The sequence below is a fragment of the Corynebacterium freiburgense genome (genome assembly GCF_030408815.1).
Classification (GTDB): Bacteria; Actinomycetota; Actinomycetes; order Mycobacteriales; family Mycobacteriaceae; genus Corynebacterium; species Corynebacterium freiburgense.
Genome location: NZ_CP047355.1, coordinates 2,544,903 through 2,567,493 on the forward strand (window position 1 = coordinate 2,544,903; position 22,591 = coordinate 2,567,493).

General features: G+C 49.6%; 18 protein-coding genes and 1 tRNA gene. 12 read left to right on the top strand and 7 right to left on the bottom strand.

Annotated features, from left to right (window positions below):
* Nucleotides 1-439 precede the first annotated feature (439 nt).
* From CFREI_RS11500 to purD, 3 genes are all read right to left on the bottom strand, one after another.
* On the bottom strand, nucleotides 440-3,004 hold the full coding sequence (locus tag CFREI_RS11500; RefSeq protein ID WP_290246083.1) for a DUF5979 domain-containing protein: 2,565 nt from the start codon (nucleotides 3,002-3,004) through the stop codon (nucleotides 440-442).
* A gap of 535 nt (nucleotides 3,005-3,539) precedes the next feature.
* Nucleotides 3,540-5,996: a DUF5979 domain-containing protein gene (locus CFREI_RS11505; protein ID WP_027013075.1), complete on the bottom strand. Its 2,457-nt coding sequence runs from the start codon at nucleotides 5,994-5,996 to the stop codon at nucleotides 3,540-3,542.
* Between the two features lie 529 nt (nucleotides 5,997-6,525).
* Nucleotides 6,526-7,788 carry a phosphoribosylamine--glycine ligase gene (gene purD / locus CFREI_RS11510; RefSeq protein WP_027013074.1) on the bottom strand — a complete coding sequence of 421 codons (1,263 nt, stop codon included), beginning with the start codon at nucleotides 7,786-7,788 and terminating at the stop codon, nucleotides 6,526-6,528.
* Nucleotides 7,789-7,854: 66 nt separating this feature from the next.
* On the opposite strand from purD, the gene CFREI_RS11515 reads away from it, so the two are divergent.
* The 4 genes from CFREI_RS11515 (at nucleotide 7,855) to CFREI_RS11530 (ending at nucleotide 11,656) form a co-directional block, all read left to right on the top strand.
* Nucleotides 7,855-8,280, top strand: coding sequence for an HIT family protein (locus tag CFREI_RS11515; protein ID WP_027013073.1), 426 nt, complete (start codon nucleotides 7,855-7,857; stop codon nucleotides 8,278-8,280).
* 18 nt (nucleotides 8,281-8,298) lie between these two features.
* Entirely contained in the window at nucleotides 8,299-9,114 is an 816-nt protein-coding gene (locus CFREI_RS11520) for an esterase/lipase family protein (RefSeq protein ID WP_084170786.1), read from the top strand.
* A gap of 100 nt (nucleotides 9,115-9,214) precedes the next feature.
* A complete protein-coding gene (locus CFREI_RS11525) occupies nucleotides 9,215-9,490 on the top strand; it encodes a 2Fe-2S iron-sulfur cluster-binding protein (RefSeq protein WP_027013072.1) in 276 nt (91 codons plus the stop codon).
* Nucleotides 9,491-10,243: 753 nt separating this feature from the next.
* Nucleotides 10,244-11,656 (top strand): MFS transporter, encoded by a 1,413-nt coding sequence (locus CFREI_RS11530; RefSeq protein ID WP_051256016.1) that lies wholly within the window; start codon nucleotides 10,244-10,246, stop codon nucleotides 11,654-11,656.
* 11 nt (nucleotides 11,657-11,667) lie between these two features.
* Here CFREI_RS11530 and CFREI_RS11535 read toward each other — a convergent pair.
* Nucleotides 11,668-11,743, bottom strand: a tRNA-Thr gene (locus CFREI_RS11535).
* A gap of 58 nt (nucleotides 11,744-11,801) precedes the next feature.
* On the opposite strand from CFREI_RS11535, the gene thrE reads away from it, so the two are divergent.
* The 5 genes from thrE (at nucleotide 11,802) to otsB (ending at nucleotide 17,095) form a co-directional block, all read left to right on the top strand.
* On the top strand, nucleotides 11,802-13,196 hold the full coding sequence (gene thrE, locus CFREI_RS11540; protein WP_051256015.1) for a threonine/serine exporter ThrE: 1,395 nt from the start codon (nucleotides 11,802-11,804) through the stop codon (nucleotides 13,194-13,196).
* A 41-nt stretch (nucleotides 13,197-13,237) separates the two neighbouring features.
* Complete coding sequence (locus tag CFREI_RS11545; RefSeq protein WP_027013071.1) at nucleotides 13,238-13,579, top strand: hypothetical protein; 342 nt, start codon at nucleotides 13,238-13,240, stop codon at nucleotides 13,577-13,579.
* Complete coding sequence (locus CFREI_RS11550; RefSeq protein WP_027013070.1) at nucleotides 13,576-14,976, top strand: alpha,alpha-trehalose-phosphate synthase (UDP-forming); 1,401 nt, start codon at nucleotides 13,576-13,578, stop codon at nucleotides 14,974-14,976. Before CFREI_RS11545 ends, CFREI_RS11550 begins: the two co-directional genes overlap by 4 nt.
* The gene (locus tag CFREI_RS11555; RefSeq protein ID WP_027013069.1) at nucleotides 14,964-15,461 is read left to right on the top strand and encodes an META domain-containing protein; all 498 of its coding nucleotides are present in this window, start codon (nucleotides 14,964-14,966) and stop codon (nucleotides 15,459-15,461) included. The genes CFREI_RS11550 and CFREI_RS11555 overlap by 13 nt, the downstream gene beginning before the upstream one ends.
* 950 nt (nucleotides 15,462-16,411) lie before the next feature.
* The gene (otsB, locus tag CFREI_RS11560) at nucleotides 16,412-17,095 is read left to right on the top strand and encodes a trehalose-phosphatase (protein WP_035112219.1); all 684 of its coding nucleotides are present in this window, start codon (nucleotides 16,412-16,414) and stop codon (nucleotides 17,093-17,095) included.
* On the opposite strand, the gene CFREI_RS11565 is transcribed toward otsB, so the two are convergent.
* Nucleotides 17,067-18,128, bottom strand: a complete 1,062-nt coding sequence (locus CFREI_RS11565; RefSeq protein ID WP_035112218.1) for a LacI family DNA-binding transcriptional regulator — start codon at nucleotides 18,126-18,128, stop codon at nucleotides 17,067-17,069. The two genes, otsB and CFREI_RS11565, sit on opposite strands and share 29 nt — an antisense overlap.
* 69 nt (nucleotides 18,129-18,197) lie before the next feature.
* Here CFREI_RS11565 and CFREI_RS11570 point away from each other — a divergent pair, with 69 nt between their 5' ends.
* Genes CFREI_RS11570 through CFREI_RS11580 form a run of 3 tightly spaced genes read left to right on the top strand, consistent with a single transcriptional unit; the run spans nucleotide 18,198 to nucleotide 20,681 of the window.
* Nucleotides 18,198-19,145 (top strand): metal ABC transporter solute-binding protein, Zn/Mn family, encoded by a 948-nt coding sequence (locus CFREI_RS11570; protein WP_027013065.1) that lies wholly within the window; start codon nucleotides 18,198-18,200, stop codon nucleotides 19,143-19,145.
* On the top strand, nucleotides 19,142-19,831 hold the full coding sequence (locus tag CFREI_RS11575; protein WP_027013064.1) for a metal ABC transporter ATP-binding protein: 690 nt from the start codon (nucleotides 19,142-19,144) through the stop codon (nucleotides 19,829-19,831). The genes CFREI_RS11570 and CFREI_RS11575 overlap by 4 nt, the downstream gene beginning before the upstream one ends.
* A gap of 1 nt (nucleotide 19,832) precedes the next feature.
* Entirely contained in the window at nucleotides 19,833-20,681 is an 849-nt protein-coding gene (locus tag CFREI_RS11580; protein WP_035112217.1) for a metal ABC transporter permease, read from the top strand.
* Nucleotides 20,682-20,759: 78 nt separating this feature from the next.
* On the opposite strand, the gene CFREI_RS11585 is transcribed toward CFREI_RS11580, so the two are convergent.
* Both CFREI_RS11585 and rlmB read right to left on the bottom strand, forming a co-directional pair.
* On the bottom strand, nucleotides 20,760-21,533 hold the full coding sequence (locus tag CFREI_RS11585; RefSeq protein WP_035112216.1) for an NYN domain-containing protein: 774 nt from the start codon (nucleotides 21,531-21,533) through the stop codon (nucleotides 20,760-20,762).
* A 107-nt stretch (nucleotides 21,534-21,640) separates the two neighbouring features.
* A complete protein-coding gene (gene rlmB / locus CFREI_RS11590) occupies nucleotides 21,641-22,591 on the bottom strand; it encodes a 23S rRNA (guanosine(2251)-2'-O)-methyltransferase RlmB (protein ID WP_027013063.1) in 951 nt (316 codons plus the stop codon).

Here is a 22,591-nt window from a genome sequence, read left to right on the forward strand (position 1 = left end):
AGAAAAGCCTAGGTAGATAACGTTTCAATAAACCGATGACTAGCTGCTTATTTGCTAGCTTTTGACCACCGGAACGACACAATAATTATCTTGACTCCCAGATATTTTTACCCCCGCTGCAAATACTTTCCTAAGCCACACAAGGCGCTATGCAACCCCTGAATCAACACTCAACCTACTGGACTTTTGGTAGCCGTGACCTGCTTTTCTTAGCCTTGACATCCGTGTGGCAAGCCCACAAATTTAAAACGCAGACAAACTAACATCAAAACCACCAAGCCTGAGATATTTTAAGCTTTTCTTAGTTAGATACTTTTAAAACGAAATAGCCGTTTTAAATTTCCCCACCATATGGAAAGGCTCGTGGTGGGACTATCCAACATCCACACCACGAGCCAACAACAAACTCAGGTCAAACCGCACCTACACGGCCAACGACCTACTGCCGACGTGCCCGACGAACCAAGAACACACCAACAGCAACCGCAACCAACGCAAGCGCAACCACACCCAACACACCAGCACCAGTACGCGCAAGCTGAGGCGAAGCCTTCACAGGCGCACCCTGCGCAGGAGCCTGAGCACCAGGAGCCGGAACCCCCTTCTGCGGCTGTCCACCACCAACACCATCAGGCGACTGACCAGGCGCCGCAACATTCGGCGCAGGCGCACTAGGAGCCGGAGCACCCGGTGTAGACGAACCACCAGACTGCGAGGAACCAAGACCACCCAACAACGGAATCAACCCCAACAACGCCAACCAACCAAGGCCTCCACTACCACCAGGAGGAACACCAGGTCCACGGCCCATCGAGTTTGTTACGTTTACAAGCAGATTTGCGTCTTCAGCGAGTACGGTAACTACAGCAGTTCCGTCGCCTTTATCATCAACGGCACCACTAACATTGGCGGTAAAAACTGGAGCAACCCACATTGAATCATCTGGCAACAATTCCTTGATCGTCACCTTCGTACCAAGCGGCAAACGAGGGAAATCATCAAACACATCCCCATCACGCAACGTGAACTCACGCTTTTCCACTTTGCCGTTTGCTTCCCAGGAGGCCTCAAACTTGAATTCCTCATCATCAGAAATACGTGCAATTGCACGGTCATCAATGTGTTTGGTCACTGCCAAACCACCAGCCATACGTGCATACGTATTGGTAAATGTGGCGTAGGCGATGGAATCTTCACGAGCAATCGTAATATTCTGCGTAAAGTTCGCTGGCTCAGTGATCAATGTGTAACCATCAATTTGGGCGGTGCGCTCGTCTTCGGTGATTTCACAGCTGGTTCCCACTGGGAACTTTTCTGCACTTAGTACAGATTCCCCATCACCTTTAGCGATAATTTCGCCAGTCTTCTTCTCACCATTTACGTCACAAACATACGTGAACTTGAAATCTTTTGTTTTCGCAGCATCAGCCCCCGCCGTCCTCTTGACGATAGCGAACTGTGCTGGGCCCGCTTCCACGTGATTTGTCAGCACCACATTGATATTGGGGCCAGCTACGGTCTTAAAGCGAACCCGTGCACCATTATCAAGGATTTCCAGGTCTGCTGGATTGGTGTTTTCCCCCGCCGAGAACACTGGTTTACTGAATTTCATACCCAATACATCAGGCATGTTTGGCTCGCTAAGGGTCACGATGGAACCTTCAGGAAGCTCCTGCAATCCATTGTGTTCACCATTGAGTGCAACGAAAATCTTTTCTTGCTTCGTTCCGCCAGTAGCTAATTGAATATCGGCTTGCACCTCAAAACGAGTGCTTTCCGGAATGAACTTTTCAAAGGATGGATCCGAGAGAACTTTCTTTACACCATAGGACGCGCGCTTTACACCACGAATCACTCCACTATTAGAGTACGAACGTTTAACCGCAGTCTTTTTGCTTTGGGGTTCATCACCGAAGATAGTCACATTATTCCAAGTAAGCTGGTTAAGCTCTGCTTCCTTGCCGTTCTCCGTCTTCGAGTTATACCGAAGCCTATAATGGAGATTTGGCTCCCATTTACCGCTCTTATTCGGCGGAGAAATCTTAAATGTAGCGTTCTTACCGCCATTTGTAACAACGAAGCTATCTACATTTTTCGTAGCCAGGGTGTTCTTAATTTCAAAGGTTCCATCGGCTTTTACTTCCACTTCGTGAGCGGAGATAGTTGGAACCTTGCTCTCATCAAAAACATGGTTGTCTAGGACGTCCGTAACTTCTACGGGCTCCGAACCCTTACCGTCTACAGCACCACCCGGGATGTCCACACGCCAACCACCGGTAATCCAGTCATTGTTGTACCAACCAACTTTATTAATGTCTTTACCGATAACATCAGGCCGACCTAAAATCCCCTTGGTGCCTGGCAGGTCAAGCAGGCCATTTGTATCATCTACGGAAATCGGCAACTTATCTTCGCTGGTAGTACGCTGTGCTTGCACCTCGATATGGATCGAGCCGTTTACATCAAAGTCCTTTTCAAACTCGTCATTAAACACACAATTGAGCTGCTGATAACCATCAGAAGTGGTACACGTGCCACCCTGGCGACCTTCGCCCATCAATGGGAATGAAGCACCGTAAAGCCGAAGCTCTTTTGGAAGGCGAATTACAAAGTTTTGATTTGCGGTAATTCCATTGGGTGCCTCCCAATCAACGTCGACGAATGCGAAATCATGCTGGAATAGTTCCGGCTCACTCTTGCCATCTTTACGGGTAATTTTAAAGTCACTAAATTTAATGGCTCTTGGGTTAGCAACCTGCTCTAACACTGGCTGCTGAGCGTTTTCCACCACTGGCGGGACAGTATCTGCCCCTGGTTCCTCACCAGGGTTAAGAGGATCCGGCTCGCCACCAGCTTCCTCGGCTGCGCTTGAGGTTGTTGATTCGACATTTGGCGTTGTGGTTTCTTGGGCACGAGCTTGTGGGACCACCACCAAAGCAAACGCAACGGCAAGAACGGTCAACACCACCCAAAGCCGTTTCCATATGCTCAAATTTAATTGCATGAGACTAGTTACCTTTCGTCTTGCCGTTGGCGACACCGGCTGGCAGACATGAGTTCTCTACGGGTTTTGCTACAAAATTGAAGCTCATATTTTCTTGACTCCGATAGCTTAATAAGAGATTACTCAGCTATCAATAAGCTGCACTGTGAATAAAATCCCAGCAACGATAACAATTTAATAAATCTCAAGCACGCTTGACGTTTGCAGTGCGAAAACATTCAGATTTTGCTCGCAAATAAATTTATGCGAACCTTAACTACCCCCAAATTAGTCTAATTTTTATCCGCACAACCGATACACGTAGTGCCCGATTCGCCGTACACGAATATCCTGATTTGCATCAAATTGCGCACAATTCTGAGAAAATCTACGCCTATAGCACGTGTGGTTCTTATGCTTCATTTATGCTTTTAGCATAGTGGCCTGTAATCACTCGATCCCCACCATATGGAAAGGCTCGTGGTGGGACTATCCAACATCCACACCACGAGCCAACAACAAACTCAGGTCAAACCGCACCTACACGGCCAACGACCTACTGCCGACGTGCCCGACGAACCAAGAACACACCAACAGCAACCGCAACCAACGCAAGCGCAACCACACCCAACACACCAGCACCAGTACGCGCAAGCTGAGGCGAAGCCTTCACAGGCGCACCCTGCGCAGGAGCCTGAGCACCAGGAGCCGGAACCCCCTTCTGCGGCTGTCCACCACCAACACCATCAGGCGACTGACCAGGCGCCGCAACATTCGGCGCAGGCGCACTAGGAGCCGGAGCACCCGGTGTAGACGAACCACCAGACTGCGAGGAACCAAGACCACCCAACAACGGAATCAACCCCAACAACGCCAACCAACCAAGGCCTCCACTACCACCAGGAGGAACACCAGGTCCACGGCCCATCGAGTTTGTTACGTTTACAAGCAGATTTGCGTCTTCAGCGAGTACGGTAACTACAGCAGTTCCGTCGCCTTTATCATCAACGGCACCACTAACATTGGCGGTAAAAACTGGAGCAACCCACATTGAATCATCTGGCAACAATTCCTTGATCGTCACCTTCGTACCAAGCGGCAAACGAGGGAAATCATCAAACACATCCCCATCACGCAACGTGAACTCACGCTTTTCCACTTTGCCGTTTGCTTCCCAGGAGGCCTCAAACTTGAATTCCTCATCATCAGAAATACGTGCAATTGCACGGTCATCAATGTGTTTGGTCACTGCCAAACCACCAGCCATACGTGCATAGGTATTAATAAAAGTGACTTGCACGGTGTCATCACCACTAATAGTGATGGTTTGTTTAAAGTCCTGCGGTTGTGGAACTAGCGTATAACCGTCGATCTGAGCAGCACGCTCGTCTTCGGTAATTGTGCAAGTAGTACCAATTGGGAAGATTTCATCCACAAATACCGGCTGTTCATCGCCCTTAGCGATGACAACACCAGACTTTATTTCGCCTTCGACATTGCACTCATAGTTGAACTTGTAGTCTTTGTTCTTTGCGACGTCCACACCGGCGGTCTTTTTCACAACTGCAAGTTTGCCGGAGCCCGACTTCACAGTATTGGTCAGAAGAAGGTCAATATTTTCTTCACTAACGGTGGTAATGCGAGCCTTCGCACCATCCTCGAGGATTTCAACATTGGATACGTCGTCAGCTTGATCAACTGAGAATTTCGGCTTACCAAATTCCACACCTGGGATGTTTGGCAGTGTAACTTCGCTAAGGATTACGGTAGACCCCACTGGAAGCTGTTCGTTTCCAGCACGTTCGCCATTAAGGGAAACCTTTACCTCTTCAGTCTTATTTTGACCATTCGGCAAGGTGATGTCTGCGTGAACAGTGAATTCTGCATCAGCTGGAACACGATTGTTCAGGGGCGAATCCGCCAGAACTTTGCGTACTTTATAGGAACCTCGATCCACACCTTGAATCGTTCCGCTACTGTGCTGATTTCGTTCAATGGTGGAGTGCAAATCCGGAAGTCCCGCAATTACTACATGGTTCGTAACTTTCGTGTTTACAGGAACTGGTCGACCGTCAAGTGTTTCCGCTTCATAGCGAATACGGTAATGGAGGTTTGGCTCCCACTTACCACTCTCATTTGGAGGCGTGATTTCAAATGTTGCCTTTTTGCCATCAGCTGAAACGTCATAGTTGCTAACGTTCTTTTCCGCGACTTTTAGACTCTCATTGATAACATTCGGATTCTGTTCATCAATCTTATAGGCCTCGATAAATGGAGTTTTCTTTGTAAATTTAAAATAGCCATCAAATTCATCTGTGACCTTGACAGGATTCGATTTCTGAGATTCAAGCTTTGTTCCGGGAATATCGATGCGCCACCCAGAAGTGGACCAGTTCGGGTCAAACCAACCTACTTTAAAGGGGTCCCCGCCTACACGATCCAGTGGACCAATAATGCCACGTTTACCTGGTAAATCGAGGACCCGCCCCTTGCCATCGATGATTAAGCTCAACTCATCTTTATCTACTGTCTGATGAGCTTGCAACTTAGTTTGCAGCGTACCTTTAACATCGTACTTATTTACAAATTTTTCGTTAAATACACATGAAATGGACTGCTTGTTGGCATCAACATCACATGTGCCGCCGATAACACCCGCAGTACTTACGAGGTTAAATTTTTCATCCCCGTAAAGACGGAATTGCTCTGGAAATTGGACGGTGAATGTTTGCCCTTCGACAACACCTTCGGGAGCTGTCCAATCAACATCGAAGGTTGCAAATTCCCAGAGGCGAATTTCCTCAGCATTATCGCCTTCATAATAGTGCTGATTAGAAACTCTGAATTCACCAAATTCTACCGTTTTCGCAGGTAGAAGCGGGGCTGCATCCAGCTCGTCTTCAAATATATCTTCTTGGGCTCTAGCATTTGGCACTACTATAAATGCCAAGGTCACCGCCAGGGCTACAAATACAGCCCAAAGCCGCTTCCATGTGACCAAATTTAATCGCATAACATCGAATTCCTTTCAGCTTTGCTAGCCACTAAGACACTTTGCGGGGGTGCCTTAAGTGATCCTGAGCATGAGTGAAGCCCAGTCATAGCAGCTTCGACAAACGACAGTTTAATAAGAACTAACTTAACCATCAATAAGCTGCAAGTCGCATGATTTACCAAGAAATGTAACTTTTTAGCAAACATGCCGCGAGCTGCGTCTTTTATTAGCAATTTCGCTTCGAAGGTTCGAGCTTTTCATTCATGGTCGCTAAAATTACCCCCAAATTGACCTAAAGACATTTTTAGCTCTCAATACACGAAATGTCAGATCAATTATCCACGATTTAAATGTGCGGCATCAAACATCAGCATGTAGCAAATGCGCTCAACCTGCGACCATTTCGACTTTTTCCCTCAAGTATTCGCACTTGCTTACACATAAACACATCCGCCGATTTACCCCACACAAGGCAGCAACAAACATATAAGGCAGGACACACCGTATTGAAGATGTGCCCTGCACTCATGGAAAATTCTCAGGTTTTTTAAACAGTGATACGCCCATCTACCGCAGGTAATGCAATATCACTTCGATAATGTCCCCCATCCATGGTGATGCCCGACAATACTGCATAGGCCGAGTCGCGGGCGTCGGCAAGCGTTGGTCCGGTACCCACCACATTTAAAACGCGACCACCAGCGGAAATATAGTCACCATTAGCGTTTTTAGCGGTTCCTGCATGGCGCACCTGAGCATGCTCAGCACCGGTAATAATATCGCCAGTGCGCGGAGTATCAGGATAATTATGGGCGGCTAACACCACAGTGAGTGCATACCCGTCTTCCCAAAGCAATGGTGGTTGCTCCTGTAAAGTGCCATCTGCTACGGAACGCAAAAGTACACCGAGCGGGGTTTTAAGCAGTGCTAATACCGCCTGAGTTTCAGGATCGCCGAAACGACAGTTAAATTCTACAACGGCGGGCCCCTCCGGCCCCCACGCAAGACCCGCATATAGCAAACCAGAATACGAGCAACCGCGTCGCACCATTTCTTGAGCCACTGGAACGCATACTTCATCAACAATGCGCTGCACACCATTTTCCGGCAACCATGGCAGCGGGCAATACGCACCCATGCCTCCAGTGTTCGGACCTTCATCATTGTCATGAACTCGTTTATGGTCCTGCGCCGGGAGCAATGGAACCACCGTTTCACCGTCAACAAGACAGAACAATGAAACTTCAGGGCCTTCTAAAAATGTTTCCAGTAATACCGGGTTGCCAGATTCATGAACATCCAGGATATGCTGACGCGCCGCTTCACGATCTGGCGTTACTACCACGCCTTTTCCAGCAGCCAACCCATCGTCTTTTACCACCCATACCGGCCCGAAGCGATCGAGTACGGCATCGATCTCCGCAGCTTCAGCACCTGGCAATATTGACTCTGCATGCGCGGTTCGTACCCCCGCCGCAGCCATAACGTCTTTTGCAAAAGCTTTCGAACCTTCAATGCGGGCAGCATCCTTATTCGGGCCAAAAACCGCAATGTTTGCCGCCCGCAACGCATCAGCCACTCCAGCAACTAGGGGGATTTCCGGACCTATCACCACAAAATCCACACCAAGTTCCTGAGCCAGTGCCGTTACCGCACTAGGATCATCCGCCTTCACTGCGTGCAGCTTTGCGAGGGGTTCCATGCCCGCATTTCCCGGCGCAATATGCAGTTCAGTCACCGCCGGGTCCTGCGAAAGTCCAAGTAGTAGGGCGTGCTCACGGGCGCCCGAGCCGATTACCAGAATGCGCATGTACATAGTGTATCGACGCCCACCCAGGCAGCGTCGATACGCCAACCACCGCTACTCTGGAAAGACATGAGCACTGTATTTACCAAAATCATTCAAGGCGAACTTCCAGGGCGATTTATTTACCGCTCTGAGGACGTCGTTGCATTCCTAACAATCGAACCCTTGACCTACGGTCACACCCTAGTAGTGCCAGTCGCCGAAGTTGACCGCTGGACCGACCTTGACCCCCACGTTTGGGCTCGTGTAAATGAAGTCGCCCACGCAATTGGCAACGCTATGATCGACGCCTTTAACGTTCCCCGAGCAGGCTATATTATTGCGGGTTTCGACGTCCCCCACACCCACATTCATATCTTCCCCACCGCAACCATGCGTGACTATAACTTTGCCAATGTCATCCCCATGAATGAAACCGATCAATCTCGTATGGACGCCGCCGCAGCAAAACTACGAACAGCACTAGGCACCGATGAACTTGGGAACCCACTATAGAAAGGAACATCACCCCCAATGTCGGAACCACTAGGCACCAAAATCCCGTCCCGTGGTTGGGTCGAAGACGACTGGCGAGCCCGCCCCACACCACAACGCCCTTGGCCAGTAATCCTAATCCACGGAACCTCCGGCAGCCCCGGTGACTGGAAAGAACTCACCACCCAACTACGGAACCTAGGTTGGGCAGTCTTTATCCCTGGATATGGCCAACGCGGAACCAACCTTATTACCGACTCAGCGGCCCAAATCAAAGCCTATATCGACCTCGTCCTCGCCACTACCGGAGCCCAAAAAACCATCCTTGTCGGACACTCCCAAGGCGGTGTCCTAGCACGCCACTACATGAAATTCCTCCAAGGAGCCGAACGAACCAAACACCTTATCTGCCTCTCCAGCCCCAACCATGGCACCACCCTCGGCGGAATGCTCGGAAAACTCGTAGCCACCAATAAACAAGCCGAAATTATGACCAAAATGATCGATACCTACTTCGGCCCCGCAGGAATGCAACAAATCGCTGGATCACCATTCCTCCAAAACCTCAACACCGGACCCGAATGCCTGCCCGGAGTCGGCTACACCTGTATAGCAACCCGAACAGACGCCACCGTCGTCCCAGCTGAATCATGCTTCCTAGACAAAGCAAATAATCTCTGGATCCAAGATCAATACCCCCTCGCAGTAATCCGCCATGACGAAATGCCCCGCGACCGTCGCGTACGTGCACTCGTCACAGAAACCCTCGAAGGACTCAAACCCATCAACCCAAAAACAACAATGCACACACCAGGCCAGGCCACTAGTAACGTGCCGGGTCAAGGCTTCAAGTAACGTGCCGGGTCAAGGCTTCAAGTAACGTGCCGGGTCAAGGCTTCAAGTAACGTGCCGGGCAGAGTACCTCCAGCCTTCCCACAAGACCAGAAACCACATCATGGAACATATCGCGCAAATAGACAACACCGAGTACACCTTCCGATGGAATGACAACCAAACCCTCCTTGAAGCACTCCTCGCCGCCGACATTCCCGCAAACTACTCATGCCAACAAGGCCAATGCGGTGCCTGCCAATGCTCCCTCGAAGGCGGGAAATCCCATATGAAAGAAAACCACGTACTCAGCGACTACGACATTCGCGATGGCGAAGTCCTGGCCTGCCAAACCTATCGAGACGAAGAAGGCCCTTATCAAGCGATCTATTGGTTTTAAGTAGTTAAGAGTTGCAGGGTGATTCTTTGTCTTTGGGCGTTGGTTTGGTTGTGTGCTTGTGGTGACCTGGGATTTGGTTGGCTCTGGATGAAAGCTGGTCGGTCCTTTCGGGTGCTGGTTGGGCGTGTTGTCACAGATTCCATTTTTTCGGCCGATTTTATGGAATCTGCGACACGATAGGTAGGGAACCTGTCACGAATTCCATTTTTTTCGCTGTTTTAATGGAATCTGCGACAAACCCCAGGTCAACGATTGTGTACAATGTTGCTTGCTGTCACAAATTCCATTTTTTCAGGCGATTTTATGGAATCCGTGACAGTAGGACTGAAAACATCACTAGTTCAATAGGGTGAGCCTATCAAACACCCCGGAAAGCGGCCCGAAGGCTCGGGAAACCATCCATCTCACCCCGAAAACCAGCTCAAACCCCGCGAAGCCCTGGATTTTCAACCCCACCAACCCGAAAACCAGGCAGATCTGACACCCCCCACCCGAAAATCAGGCAGATTTCACATCACCCACAACCCACCACCGCATTTCCCCAGCTCACACCACAAGACCAGAAGCCCACAACACAAATCTGCCTGTTCAGGCCTTCCTCAAGCCTACGCCAAGCTCTTCCGAAGCCACGCCAACCTCGCTCCTTAGTTTCCCTTTTGTCAACCTCACTAGTTAAGCAATTTTTTTGGATGGTTGGTTTTGGTGTGGTTTTCAGCGCGATAGTTTGTGGCGCTTCGTACTAAGGTTTTTAGCATGAGCACGAAGACGCAAACTCACGCCCGCACAGATAAACGAACTGTTTTGGCTTGGGCCCTCTGGGATTGGGGTTCTGCTGCTTTTAATGCCGTGTTGGTGACGTTTATTTTTGCAGTGTATTTGACTGATTCGGTCGGGGCGAATGTGCAAGAATACGTTGCGGAATCTTGGCCAAGTTTCCTTCGTGCAAGTTCAGTGACTGCTTCTGGCTGGTATGGCTATGCAATGGGCATTGCGGGTGTATTTATCGCGTTAACCGCACCTGTTATTGGCCGTCGCACAGACATTCGCGGCACCAGGAAACGTAGTGTCACTGTGTGGTCAATTGTGGCCTTTTTCCTTATGGCCTCGTTGTTTTTTATCCGAAATGACCATATTTTTTATTTCTGGATAGCACTACTCATTATGGGTGTGGCTTCGGTGATTTTCCAGTTGGCTGAAGTAAGTTATTTCGCCATGTTGCGCCAGGTTTCTACCCCGGAGAATGTTGGCAGGATTTCTGGTTTTGGCTGGTCAATGGGCTATTTCGGGGGAATTTTTGTTTTGCTTATTTGTTATTTGGGGTTTATTCAAGGTGACGGGCCAACGCGAGGTTTTTTAGGGCTTTCTACAGAGGGCGGTTGGAATATTCGTGTTGTCGCGTTATTTGCCGCCTTTTGGTTTATTGTTTCGGCGATTCCATTGATGGTTCGTGTTCCGGAAATTGAGCCTGATCCTACTGCACAAGTCGGCGGGATTAGGGATTCGTATGCTCGGCTTTTTCGAGAGTTTAAGGAGCTTTGGCAAGAAGACCGTCACGCGGTGTACTTTTTATTGGCTTCTGCGGTGTTGCGCGATGGGCTTGCAGGTGTGTTTACGTTCGGCGCTATTCTTGCGGTTTCTTCGTACGGGCTTTCGGCTGGCGACGTCCTGTTATTCGGCGTTGCAGCGAATGTTGTGAGTGCGCTCGGGGCTCTGGGTATGGGGGTTGTTGATGACAAGATTGGCCCTAAGCCAGTGATTATCTTTTCATTGCTCGCTATGGTCGTAGTTTGTTTGGTTATATTTTTCTTGGATGGACCGCTAAATTTCTGGATTTTTGGTCTAATTCTTACGCTTTTTGTTGGTCCTGCTCAAAGCTCTTGTCGGTCTTTTCTTTCCCGGATGACCTCAGAAGGACGAGATGGACAAATGTTTGGTTTGTATGCCACGACTGGGCGAGCTGTAAGTTGGCTTGCACCGATTGCCTTTAGTGTTTCGGTATCAGTTGGTGGTTCTGATCGTGCTGGCATCATTGGTATTGCGATTATTTTGGCAGCAGGCGCTATATTGTTGCTACCGGTACGACCACCAACTCTTGCTGCCAAACAAGTTTCCACCACAAGTGCAACAGTAGGGGCAAAAGAAAAAGGCCCTAAGGAAAAACCTTAAGACCTTTTCGTTGGAGCTGGAGACGAGACTTGAACTCGCAACCTACGGTTTACAAGACCGTTGCGCTACCGATTGCGCCACTCCAGCACTGCCATGAGATCGTACCTTACGTCCCCTATATATCCCAATTTACAAAGGCAGCAGCATGAAAATCTTTGATCGTTTGCTTTCTGGCCGCGTCGCCACAATCGACACGGTCAAGGCTGCGCCACCACCGTCGCCTCTGGCGCCAGTGGATCTTACAGACCACGCCCAAGTTTCCGCTGTAATGGATTTAGCTTCGCGTATCGGGGATATTCTCTTGTCCTCCGGCACCGGAAATAATGACACAAAAGCCCAAATTCGTGCAGTTACTTCAGCATATGGTTTGCATTATTGCCACGTTGATATCACGTTAAATACAATCACGATTTTCACGAATATTGGCACTGATAAAAAGACGCCTTTGAGTGTGTTTCGTGTAGTACGTCGTCTGGCAATTGATTTTTCCAAATTGTCAGAGGTTGATCGTCTTATTCGCTCAATTTGTGCAGGGGCCACCCCTCCAGAGGTAGCCGATAAGATCCTTGACGAACTGTTGCATACTCCACCGCCATATGGTTTTCGAACGGCGCTTTTTGGTTGGGCTGTTTTTGGCGCCGCCGTCGCCGTACTCTTGGGTGGCGGATTCGTTGTGGCAGGTATTTCTTTTATTGTTGCTGCAGTCATTATGGGCGGAAGCACATGGTTGGAACAACGTGGTTTACCAGCTTTTTTCCAAAATGTTTTTGGTGGTTTTGTATCTACCGTACCGGCTGCACTTTCGTATCGGTGGGCTAATACCTTAGGGTTCGAACTTTCACCTTCGCAGATTGTGGCCTCTGGAATTGTGGTAATGCTTGCTGGTTTAACACTGGTACAGGCAATGCAGGACGGTATTACCGGGGCTCCTGTAACTGCAAGTGCACGGTTCTTTGAGACCATGATGCTTACAGGTGGCATCGTTGCAGGTGTGGCGATTGGAATTCAGGTTTCTGGTGCACTCGGTGTGACATTGCCTGAGCTGCAAACTACGCCACCAATTAATCTGACTTCGGTTACTTTAAAGGTGATAGCTGGGGGGATTGCCGCGGCGTTTTATGGCGTGGCGTGCTATGCGGAATGGTCGTCGGTAATTGTTGCAGGTTTAGCCGCGACGACTGGTTCATTTATGTACTATGCAGTGCTTTTGCCCATTGGAGTGCCGCCCGTGGTGGCTATTAGCATTGCTGCGACAATTATTGGTCTTGCGGGTGGTCTTTTAGCTCGCCGTTTTTTGATTCCGCCATTGATTACCGCCGTGGCGGGTATCACTCCGCTGTTGCCTGGTTTATCTATTTACCGAGGCATGTACGCAATCCTTCATTCCCAAACCTTGGTTGGCTTTTCGAATATGGTTTTGGCGCTAGCCATTGGTTCGGCCCTGGCAGCCGGAGTGGTGCTTGGTGAATGGTGCGCACGAAAGTTACGACGCCCCCCAGCGTTACTGAGGTACCGCGCTTTTGCAAAACGAATGGCGTAGAATAAGCATCCAAGTTTGTCTTTTATCACCCAGGAGGATCCGTGCCACCGAAGGTCACTGATACCCGTAATAATAATGCCGATTCCTTGCACGCGGTGGAGGAAGAGACCGCCAAGGCAGCTCGCCGGATTGTTGCTACATACTCTACAGATTTTTTTGACTGCGCAACGCTGTTGTGCATGTTAGGTGTTGAGCCTGAGGGTTTGCGCTATAAGCGAATTGCGGCGGAGCATGCAGAGGCGAACGCTCCTAAAAAGACGACCAAAAAGGCAGCTAAAAAGACTACAAAGAAAGCCGCCAAGAAAACAACTAAAAAAACAACAAAGAAAGCCGCCAAGAAAACCACCAAAAAGACCACAAAAAAGACTACAAAGAAAGCATGAGCAATTTTGTGGTGGTAGCCAATCGGCTGCCGGTAGATTTAACAACCCACCCAGATGGAACTCAGGAGTGGTTGCCAAGTCCCGGCGGCTTAGTTACCGCACTGTCTCCAGTGCTGGCACGCCACCAAGGTTGCTGGGTGGGATGGCCAGGTGTTCCTGATGCCGCACCAGAACCATTTGAAGCAGATGGCGTACTGCTACATCCCGTCACCCTGACTGAAACAGACTTTCAGGAGTTCTACGAAGGGTTTTCAAATGCCACATTGTGGCCGCTTTACCACGATCTGATTGTACCCCCGGAGTTTCATAGAACATGGTGGGAAACCTACCGAAATGTGAATCTAAAGTATGCACAAGAAGTAGCGGAAGTAGCTTCAGAAAACGCCACGGTTTGGGTACAGGACTATCAGCTTCAATTAGTGCCCGGTATTCTGCGACAAATGCGACCCGACTTAAAAATCGGATTCTTTTTACATATTCCCTTCCCATCTGCTGATCTATTTAGGCAACTGCCTTGGCGGGAAGAGCTTATGCGGGGGTTGCTGGGGGCGGACCTTATTGGTTTCCATTTGGAAGTAAATACTGAAAACTTCCTATCGCTTGCTCGCCAGGTCACTCTCACCGGGTCGACGATCGGGCAACCTGACAAACTACAGGTAGAGGGGACGGCGTCGATACGCAAGGTGACGGCGTATATTACCGCGCCGGACGGACGCAAGGTGGGTGTGGCGGCGTTTCCAATTTCGATTGATTCGGCCGAGGTGGTGGCTGCCGCGAGCGAAATTGAACCTATCGAAGCCTCAGGGACGGTAATTCTTGGGGTTGATCGCTTGGACTACACCAAAGGCATTTTGCAGCGCCTCCTTGCCTTCGAAGAATTGCTCGAATCGGGGGCTTTGGAGCCGTCAGAAATTATGCTGATTCAAATTGCCACCCCCTCGCGAGAACGCATTGACCACTACCGAAAGACGCGTTCGCTCGTCGAAGAAGCCGTAGGGCGAATCAATGGTCGATTTGGAACGGTAGAACATCCCGTTGTGCACTATATGCACCGATCACTTCCTAAGTCCGAATTGCTCCGATACTACAAACGAGCCGATGTAATGCTCGTTACACCATATAAAGACGGCATGAACTTGGTTGCAAAAGAATACGTATGCTGCCATAAAGATGGATCAGGCGCCTTAGTATTAAGCGAATTTGCTGGTTCTGCAATTGAACTTCAACGAGCTTGGTTGTGCAATCCGCACGATATTGAATCGGTAAAACGCCAACTACTCAATGCTCTAACTGCAGATCCCGAAGACGCAAAAGCTCGAATGCTTGAATTACATGAACAGGTTCTAACGTGTGATGTAAATCTATGGGCAAGGAGCTTTTTGGAATGCTTGCAATGACCAGGCAACCACACCTCCGCAAAACCGGGGTTCGAACTACCGCCGCTATGCTGCTACTCAGCAGCACAATCCTCGGATTAGTAGGCTGCAATTCCCCTCGGGAAGTAGTGCAATCAACCTGGCAAATCACCAATGTGTATACCAAACCAGGAACACCAAGCGGATTGCCCGACACAGTCGCAGGAAGCGCAACTATGGTTTTTGGGGAATCCACAGTTGCCGGTTTTACTGGGTGCTCGCCATTTCAAGGCCAAGTGAAATTTACAAAAGATGGCAGTGCAGCACCTGCGGCCGAAGCAGACCATGTAGAGTTTATTCGCATAGAAATGCGCGAACCAGAATGCTCTGGCAAAGAACGTTTTTATCATGACGCCTTGGCCGAAATGCTACAAGGCGGATTTAGCATCACCCACGACGGAGATGAATTAGTGTTTACCCAAAATGGTGAAGACATTGATCGTCCTGGGTTTCGGCTCGTGGATTAATAGTCGTAGTAGGGCCTCTGAATTGTTCCTTGTTTGTTGGGCTGGACCTCATGCGGGGTTTTAGAGCTCGAAGGTTTGGCTTTAATCCTAGCTTTGGAGGCCAATGTGGCTGGTGGGGTTTTTGGGGTTTGTGGGCTTAAGTTGTCACATATTCCGCTGAGTCGGCCTGGTGGAGGGCTTGTTTTGACCTGGCTTTTGCGGGGTATGTGGCGTTTGTGGTTTTTGGCCGGTGGTTTGGCCGGTAGTTTGGCCGGTGGTTTGGCCGGTGGTCGGGTTGTGTGCTTGTGGTGACTTGGGATTTGGTTGTGTAAGTCCGGTGACCTGGGATTTGGTTGGCTCTGGATGAAAGCTGGTCGGTCCTTTCGGGTGCTGGTTGGGTGTGTTGTCACAGATTCCATTTTTTCGGCTGTTTTTATGGAATTTGTGACACGATAGGTAGGGAACCTGTCACAGATTCCATTTTTTTCGTTGTTTTGATGGAATCTGTGACAAACCCCAGGTCAACGCTTGTGCGCAATGTTGGTTGCTGTCACAAATTCCATTTTTTCGGCGGATTTTATGGAATCTGCGACAGTCGGCATAAAAACATCACTAGTTCAATAGGGTGGGCCTATCAAACACCCCGGAAAGCGGCTCGAAGGCTCGGGAAACCATCCATCTCACCCCGAAAACCAGCTCAAACCCCGCGAAGCCCTGGATTTTCAACCCCACCAACCCGAAAACCAGGCAGATCTAACACACCCCACCCCCCCGAAATCAGGCAGATTTCACATCACCCACAACCCACCACCACATTTCCCCAGCTCACACCCCAAGACCAAGAGCCCACAACACAAATCTGCCGGCCAGTCCTATATCAATGCCTTCTAGGGGCATTTCGTTCATCTTCCCGCTCACTCAAAAAATTCAGACACCCCATACTCGTTGAGATTGCTGGCAAGATAGAGAGCATGGCCCCGCTACTAGTAATTTCTGATTTCGATGGCACACTCGCGGGTTTTAATACCAACCCCATGAATGTTCCAGTGAATTCAAAGTCGATTGCAGCCCTTGAACAACTCGCTACTCAACCAAATACCCGCGTGGTTATCCTTTCGGGGCGTTCACTGGTTGATTTGCAGCAACTTGCACCTGTGACGGATGCGATTGAGCTTGTAGGCAGCCATGGAGCGGAGGGTACAAAACCGGCTGTGCTTTCCTTAGAGCAGCAACGTCTCCTTGCCGAAATCGAACATGACCTTAGAGCGTTAATCACAAACCATAATGGTGCCCGCTTAGAAGTGAAGCCATTTCATAGGGTTTTGCATACCCGAGGCATGCCTGGCGACGGTGAAGAATTATTGCAACAAGCCATGGCATTATCCCGTCCTGGGGTGCATGTTACTCACGGCAAGTGCATTTTAGAGTTTTCGGTTTTGGATACCTCCAAAGGCGGTTGGATTCGCGCTCATCGCGGGGATGCCAATGTGATTTTTATTGGCGACGACGCTACAGATGAAACTGGTTTTGCCGTTCTTGGACCGACTGATATGGGCATTAAAGTCGGCCCAGGAGACACTCAAGCACTTTTACGGCTCGCGTCCCTACATGACGTTGCCGATTTTCTTAGTGCACTCGCGGCGCAGCGATCGTAGCGCCTTCGAACCACGTGGTTTCTAGGATTCTTCGAGGTTCAATGTCTTCACCTTCGATAAGTCGAAATAGTGTTTGCCCAGCCGCTGCACCTTTTTCCCGGTTTGGTTGCATTACAGTGGCTATATTTCGGTGAATCGCAGTGGAAATACCATCGAAGCCCGTCACCGATAAGTCCTCCGGCACTCGAATGCCTTTTTGGTCGGCGTAATCTAGCACGCCCAATGCCATTGAATCCGTAGTGCATAGTACGGCAGTAATATCGGGGTTGGATTCTAGGAGTTCACGTGCTGCTTCGCGGTTATTTTGCCGATCGTTAATATGCCGTTCTACCACAGGAATATTGTGCTCTATTCCTGCTTGCTTAAACACATCCAATGCCCCCATAACTCGTGACCGTTGGACATGGAGAGAAGCTGTATCTAAGCGTTCTTTACTTACTGGCCCATCATTTCGAACACGATCAAGACGAATGCATAAGATACCAATTCGGCGGTGACCAGCATCAACCAATGCTTGAGCAGCCGGGGCGATAGCGGCGCGGTCGTCGATACCTACAAATGGCAAACTTGTATCTGCGGGTTGATCACACACAACGAGTGGCAATTGGCGGGCTATAGCAGCCTGTAAGTAGGGATCATTCGCGGCTACTGAATACACTACAAACCCATCAACCACAGCGGAGTTAACTAATTCGGGAGCCACTGATCCCGATGGTTTTGCGGGCACCAGTGTTAGCGCCGCCCCACGGTGTTGTCCTACTTCCGCCATTCCGGCCAGAAAATCTACTGACGCCAAGTCTTCGAACGCGTATGTGAGATGGTCAGTAAATAGAACTCCGATGGTGCCAGTACGTCGACGTCGCAATGACCGCGCAGTGGGATCGGGTCCTGCATACCCCAATCGCGTGGCAGTGGCTAGAATACGTTCTCTAAGCTCAGGCGAGAGCTGTTCGGGTCGATTATATGCATTTGAAACTGTAGTCCGTGAAACACCCAACTCGCGCGCCAGTGTGGCGAGGGTTTGCTTTGCCATATATCGAATTTAACAGTTTCACGCTCGACGCACTTGACAAACATTTCCATTTTCACAATCGTGGAATTCATGATTCGTCGCTTACTATCTATTTCTGCTGTTGCGCTACTGGCAGTTTCTTGCTCATCCCCCTCGACAACAGAATCGAATGCAAGCAGCGCCAGTTCTTCAGCAAATACTGACACCGTGCAGATTGTTGCCTCCACTCAGGTTTGGGCAGATGTCGCTGAAAAAGTTGTCCCTAATGCGGAGATCAAACCTATTATTACTGGTCAAGATATTGATCCCCACTCGTTTGAGCCGACTGCTTCAGACCTTGCTGAAGCCCGCGACGCAGATATTATTGTTGTTGGCGGTGGCGGATATGATGCGTGGTTGTATAACGGCGTTGAAGAACAAAAGGTCATACACGCGCTTCCGCTTTCAGAAGGGCACTCCCACCAAGGACATTCCCACGACGATCACTCCCATAAAGAGCACTCCCATGAGGGCGAGGGTGACCACAATCACCATGGGCATGGCGCCAATGAACATATTTGGTTCGATACTCACGCAGTTGCAGACCTCGCGGTAGATCTCGCCAAGAAGGTCAATGAAGTATCCCCCACAACGGAAACCACCCCGGAAAAAGTAGAGGATTCACTCAAGCAGGCCAATGATCTGATTCACGCGCTTCCCGACGCCAAGGTTGCACAAACCCATGCCATTGCGGACCTCGTCATTGCGCATAGCAATATGCAGGATGTTACCCCGGAGGGCTACCACCATTCTTCCGTAAATGAATCCGAACCCACCGCCGCCGATGTTGCAGCATTCCTCGATTTAGTGAATGCAAAAGGTTTAGACGTGCTTATCGACGCCCCGCAAACTGCAACAGACACCACCAAACGTATCCGCGAAGCTGCGGAACAGCAGGGAATTAAAATCGTTGATGTGTACGAAATGCCCAAGAAGGACGAAAACTATTTCGACTTTTTGAATGATTTTGCTCAGCGTCTTTCGGATGCAGCAAAGTGATCCTTTCGCTTTCAAACGCCACTATTGAGCCCCTTTGGTCGGGGCTCAATTTAGAACTTCAGCAAGGTGAATTCCTTACTGTGCTCGGGCCCAATGGGGTGGGAAAATCAACTTTACTTTCGATTATTCTAGGTACCCGAAAACTTACTTCTGGCTCTGTTTCCAGTACCTCCCGGGTTGGCTATATTCCCCAACAGCGCATGTTTCCTTCAGAGCTTCCGCTCCGCGCTAGAGACCTAGTGAGTCTCGCACTTGCCCACGGCGTAACCTCAAAGCGCCGCGCCAACCGCCGCGACGTCGAAAATCTCCTCGATCGCGTTGGAGCCGCACATTTAGCCGATCAGCGAGTCGGTTCGCTCTCTGGAGGCCAACAGCAACTTCTCCGCCAAGCCCAAGCCCTTGCCGGCAATCCGGAGCTTTTACTATGCGATGAGCCACTGCTAAGCCTCGACCCTCATATGGAGAAACGCACTGTTGAACTCCTGAAATCTTCCGGTAGTGCCATTGTTTTTGTTACCCATTCCATTAATCCAGTTATAAAAGCCACCGACCGAGTTCTTTACCTCGCTCCTCATGGGCATGTGATTGGGGCCGTGGAATCCGTTATGCGTAGTGACGTTCTTTCCGAACTCTATGGCACCCATATTGAAGTAGTACGTGTTGGCGATCGAATGATTGTGGTGTGACATGGAATTCTATGAAGAAACCCTACGGTTACTAAACGTCGATTTTGTTATACAAGGGCTTATCGCCGCCACGCTACTCGGCATTGTTTCTGGTGTTATGGCACCGTTTGTAGTTATTCGAAGAATGTCCTTTGCGGTGCACGGCACTTCTGAACTCGCACTCATGGGCGCTTCGGCAGCACTACTCGCCGGCCTTAATATCGGTATCGGCGCTGTAATTGGATCCATTGTTGCAGCCATAATCCTTGCCCTTTTGGGCATGAAAAACCAAGATAGCGCAATTGGTGTGGTGTTTAGTTTTGGTATGGGTCTCTCGGTGTTATTTATCCACCTCTACCCCGGCCGAGCCAGCACAGCTTTTACCCTCCTGACCGGACAAATCGTTGGCGTATCTGGTGCCAATGTCAAATTGCTTGCCATTATTGTCGTTATCGTAATTGGCACGATCGCTTTGCTTTGGCGGCCTCTCCTCTACGCTGCGGCTGACCCTATTTTGGCATCTGCATCGGGTATAAATATCAAACTAATGTCGGTAATATTCGCCGTTTTGGTCGGACTCACATCTGCCCAATCCGTACAAATCGTAGGGGCGCTTTTGGTTATGGCGCTGCTTATTACACCGGGAGCCGCAGCTGTAAGTGTTACCGCAAATCCAATGCTTGCCGTTGTTCTATCTACCTTGTTTTCACTCAGTGCCGCAGTCGGTGGATTTGTATTATCGCTGGCACCAGGGCTCCCGGTAAGCGTGTTTGTAACCAGCATTTCCTTTGTTATTTATCTAATCTGCCGCGGTATCGGTGCTCTAAAAGAACAGCGCATAACTACTAACAAAAGGCAACAAGCAAAATAAAAAACCCGCCTCCGAAGAGGACGGGGGAGTTATGGCTCAAATTCTACATAAGTTGCAAAATTTGTCAAAAGTGCGCCCCTACCAGGAGGGAGGCTTGCTATTCTTCCCAACCGTATCAGGCATTTGACAGCGAATAAATGCGTCACATGTTAAGTAAAAATGCCAATCACCGCGCTCATTTTTCGCATTCTTCAATAGGGAATTATGGGGACGTTGCCCCTGTGGATTAACTATTCCCAGAGGAACCCGTGAACGAACAAATTCAACGGGCAGCGACAAGTCTGAATCATTCGAAAAAACAATCGCGGCATCGATCATGTTTTCATATACGTCCCGCATCAAATGCGTAGCCAAATTGACGTCACTCCCCTTTTCCTCGCTATGAAAATAGGAAACTAGAAAAGTTGCATCATCAATATTTACTCCAGCTTTGTCTCTCACCTTTATTGGCCACTGTGAATGGTAAACCTCAGGCCTTCCACCACTGCCTTTGATAGCTAGGGGAGCGTATTTTACCCGACTTACATAGCGGCCCAGTTCTAGATGATCGATATGGTTGCCGTCTTGTATCGCGTTAAAGTAACTTGTTTGATCATAGAGAGCTTGGAGGTCACGTGACTCAGAAATTTTAGCTGAGCAAAAGACAATTTTTGCAAAATCAATATCCCCCCAAGTTTCTTTCATCTGTTTATGCTGACCGTAAAACCCTGTTTTTCTAATGCAATCAACTACGTATTTTGCAAGAATTCTAGGCGAATACCACTTCCATTGCTCTGTTCTCTCTTTAAAAAGCGAACGACCCCCGTAATACACGTTATAACCATCAAAATAGACGCCAACGCGCGTTACCATTTCTCCCTCTCATTTTCGGCAATAATGACAATATTACCATTACATGTAAATTGTCATTCCCTTGCCAAAAATTTTGCGCTTCGCCGAAATAGTTAACAGCAGAAAAACTAGGATGAATGCGTCTTTCGCCGCTGTCGGGCAAATTCACTGAGCACTACACCGGCGGCTACAGAAGCGTTAAGAGACTCAACCCAATCTGTCATTGGAATAGACATAATGGTGTCGCAGGTTTCGTGTACTAAGCGAGACATGCCTTTGCCTTCAGAACCAACAACAATCACAGTCGGGCCAGTCCCGTCGTAGGTGTCAATGGTGTGATCTCCGCCAGTGTCCAACCCTACTACTTGGTATCCTGCCTGCTGGAACCGCTTAAGGGTTCGAGTCATATTGGTGGCTTTTGCCACTGGCAACCTTGCGGCTGTTCCTGCTGAGGTGCGCCAGGCTACAGCTGTAACGGATGCTGAGCGGCGTTCGGGGATTACTACACCGTGGCCACCGAATGCAGCAACTGAGCGGATCACTGCGCCGAGATTACGGGGATCGGTGATATTGTCCAGGCAAACTATCAGCCCATCCTCCCCGGCGGCATCTACTTGGGCAATAAGGTCTTCAACATCCACATACTTGTAGTTTGGGATTTGTAGACCAATGCCCTGGTGCATGGGGTTGCCGGTCATGCGGTCCATTTCATGCTTGGATATTTCTAAAATGGGAATGCTGCGAGCCGCACAAGTATGGACTGCTTCGGTAAGGCGGTCGTCGTTAGTCGCTCCCTGGACTACGTACAACGTACTGGCTGGAACTTTTGCATGCAGACATTCGACGACTGGGTTACGTCCAACCACGAGTTCGCTGGTTTGTTCCTTTACATGGCGCCCTGAGTCCCGGCGTTCACGTTCCAGCTTTCGCTTATGCGCGGGGTGATAAACGCGGTCTTCTGCTTTCGGGGTAGGACCTTTACCGCGTAGCCCGCGGCGTCGTTGTCCGCCTGATCCGATTTGAGCGCCTTTTTTATTTGTTTTCCGAACAGCGCCTTGGCGTCGAGAATTGCCTGCCAT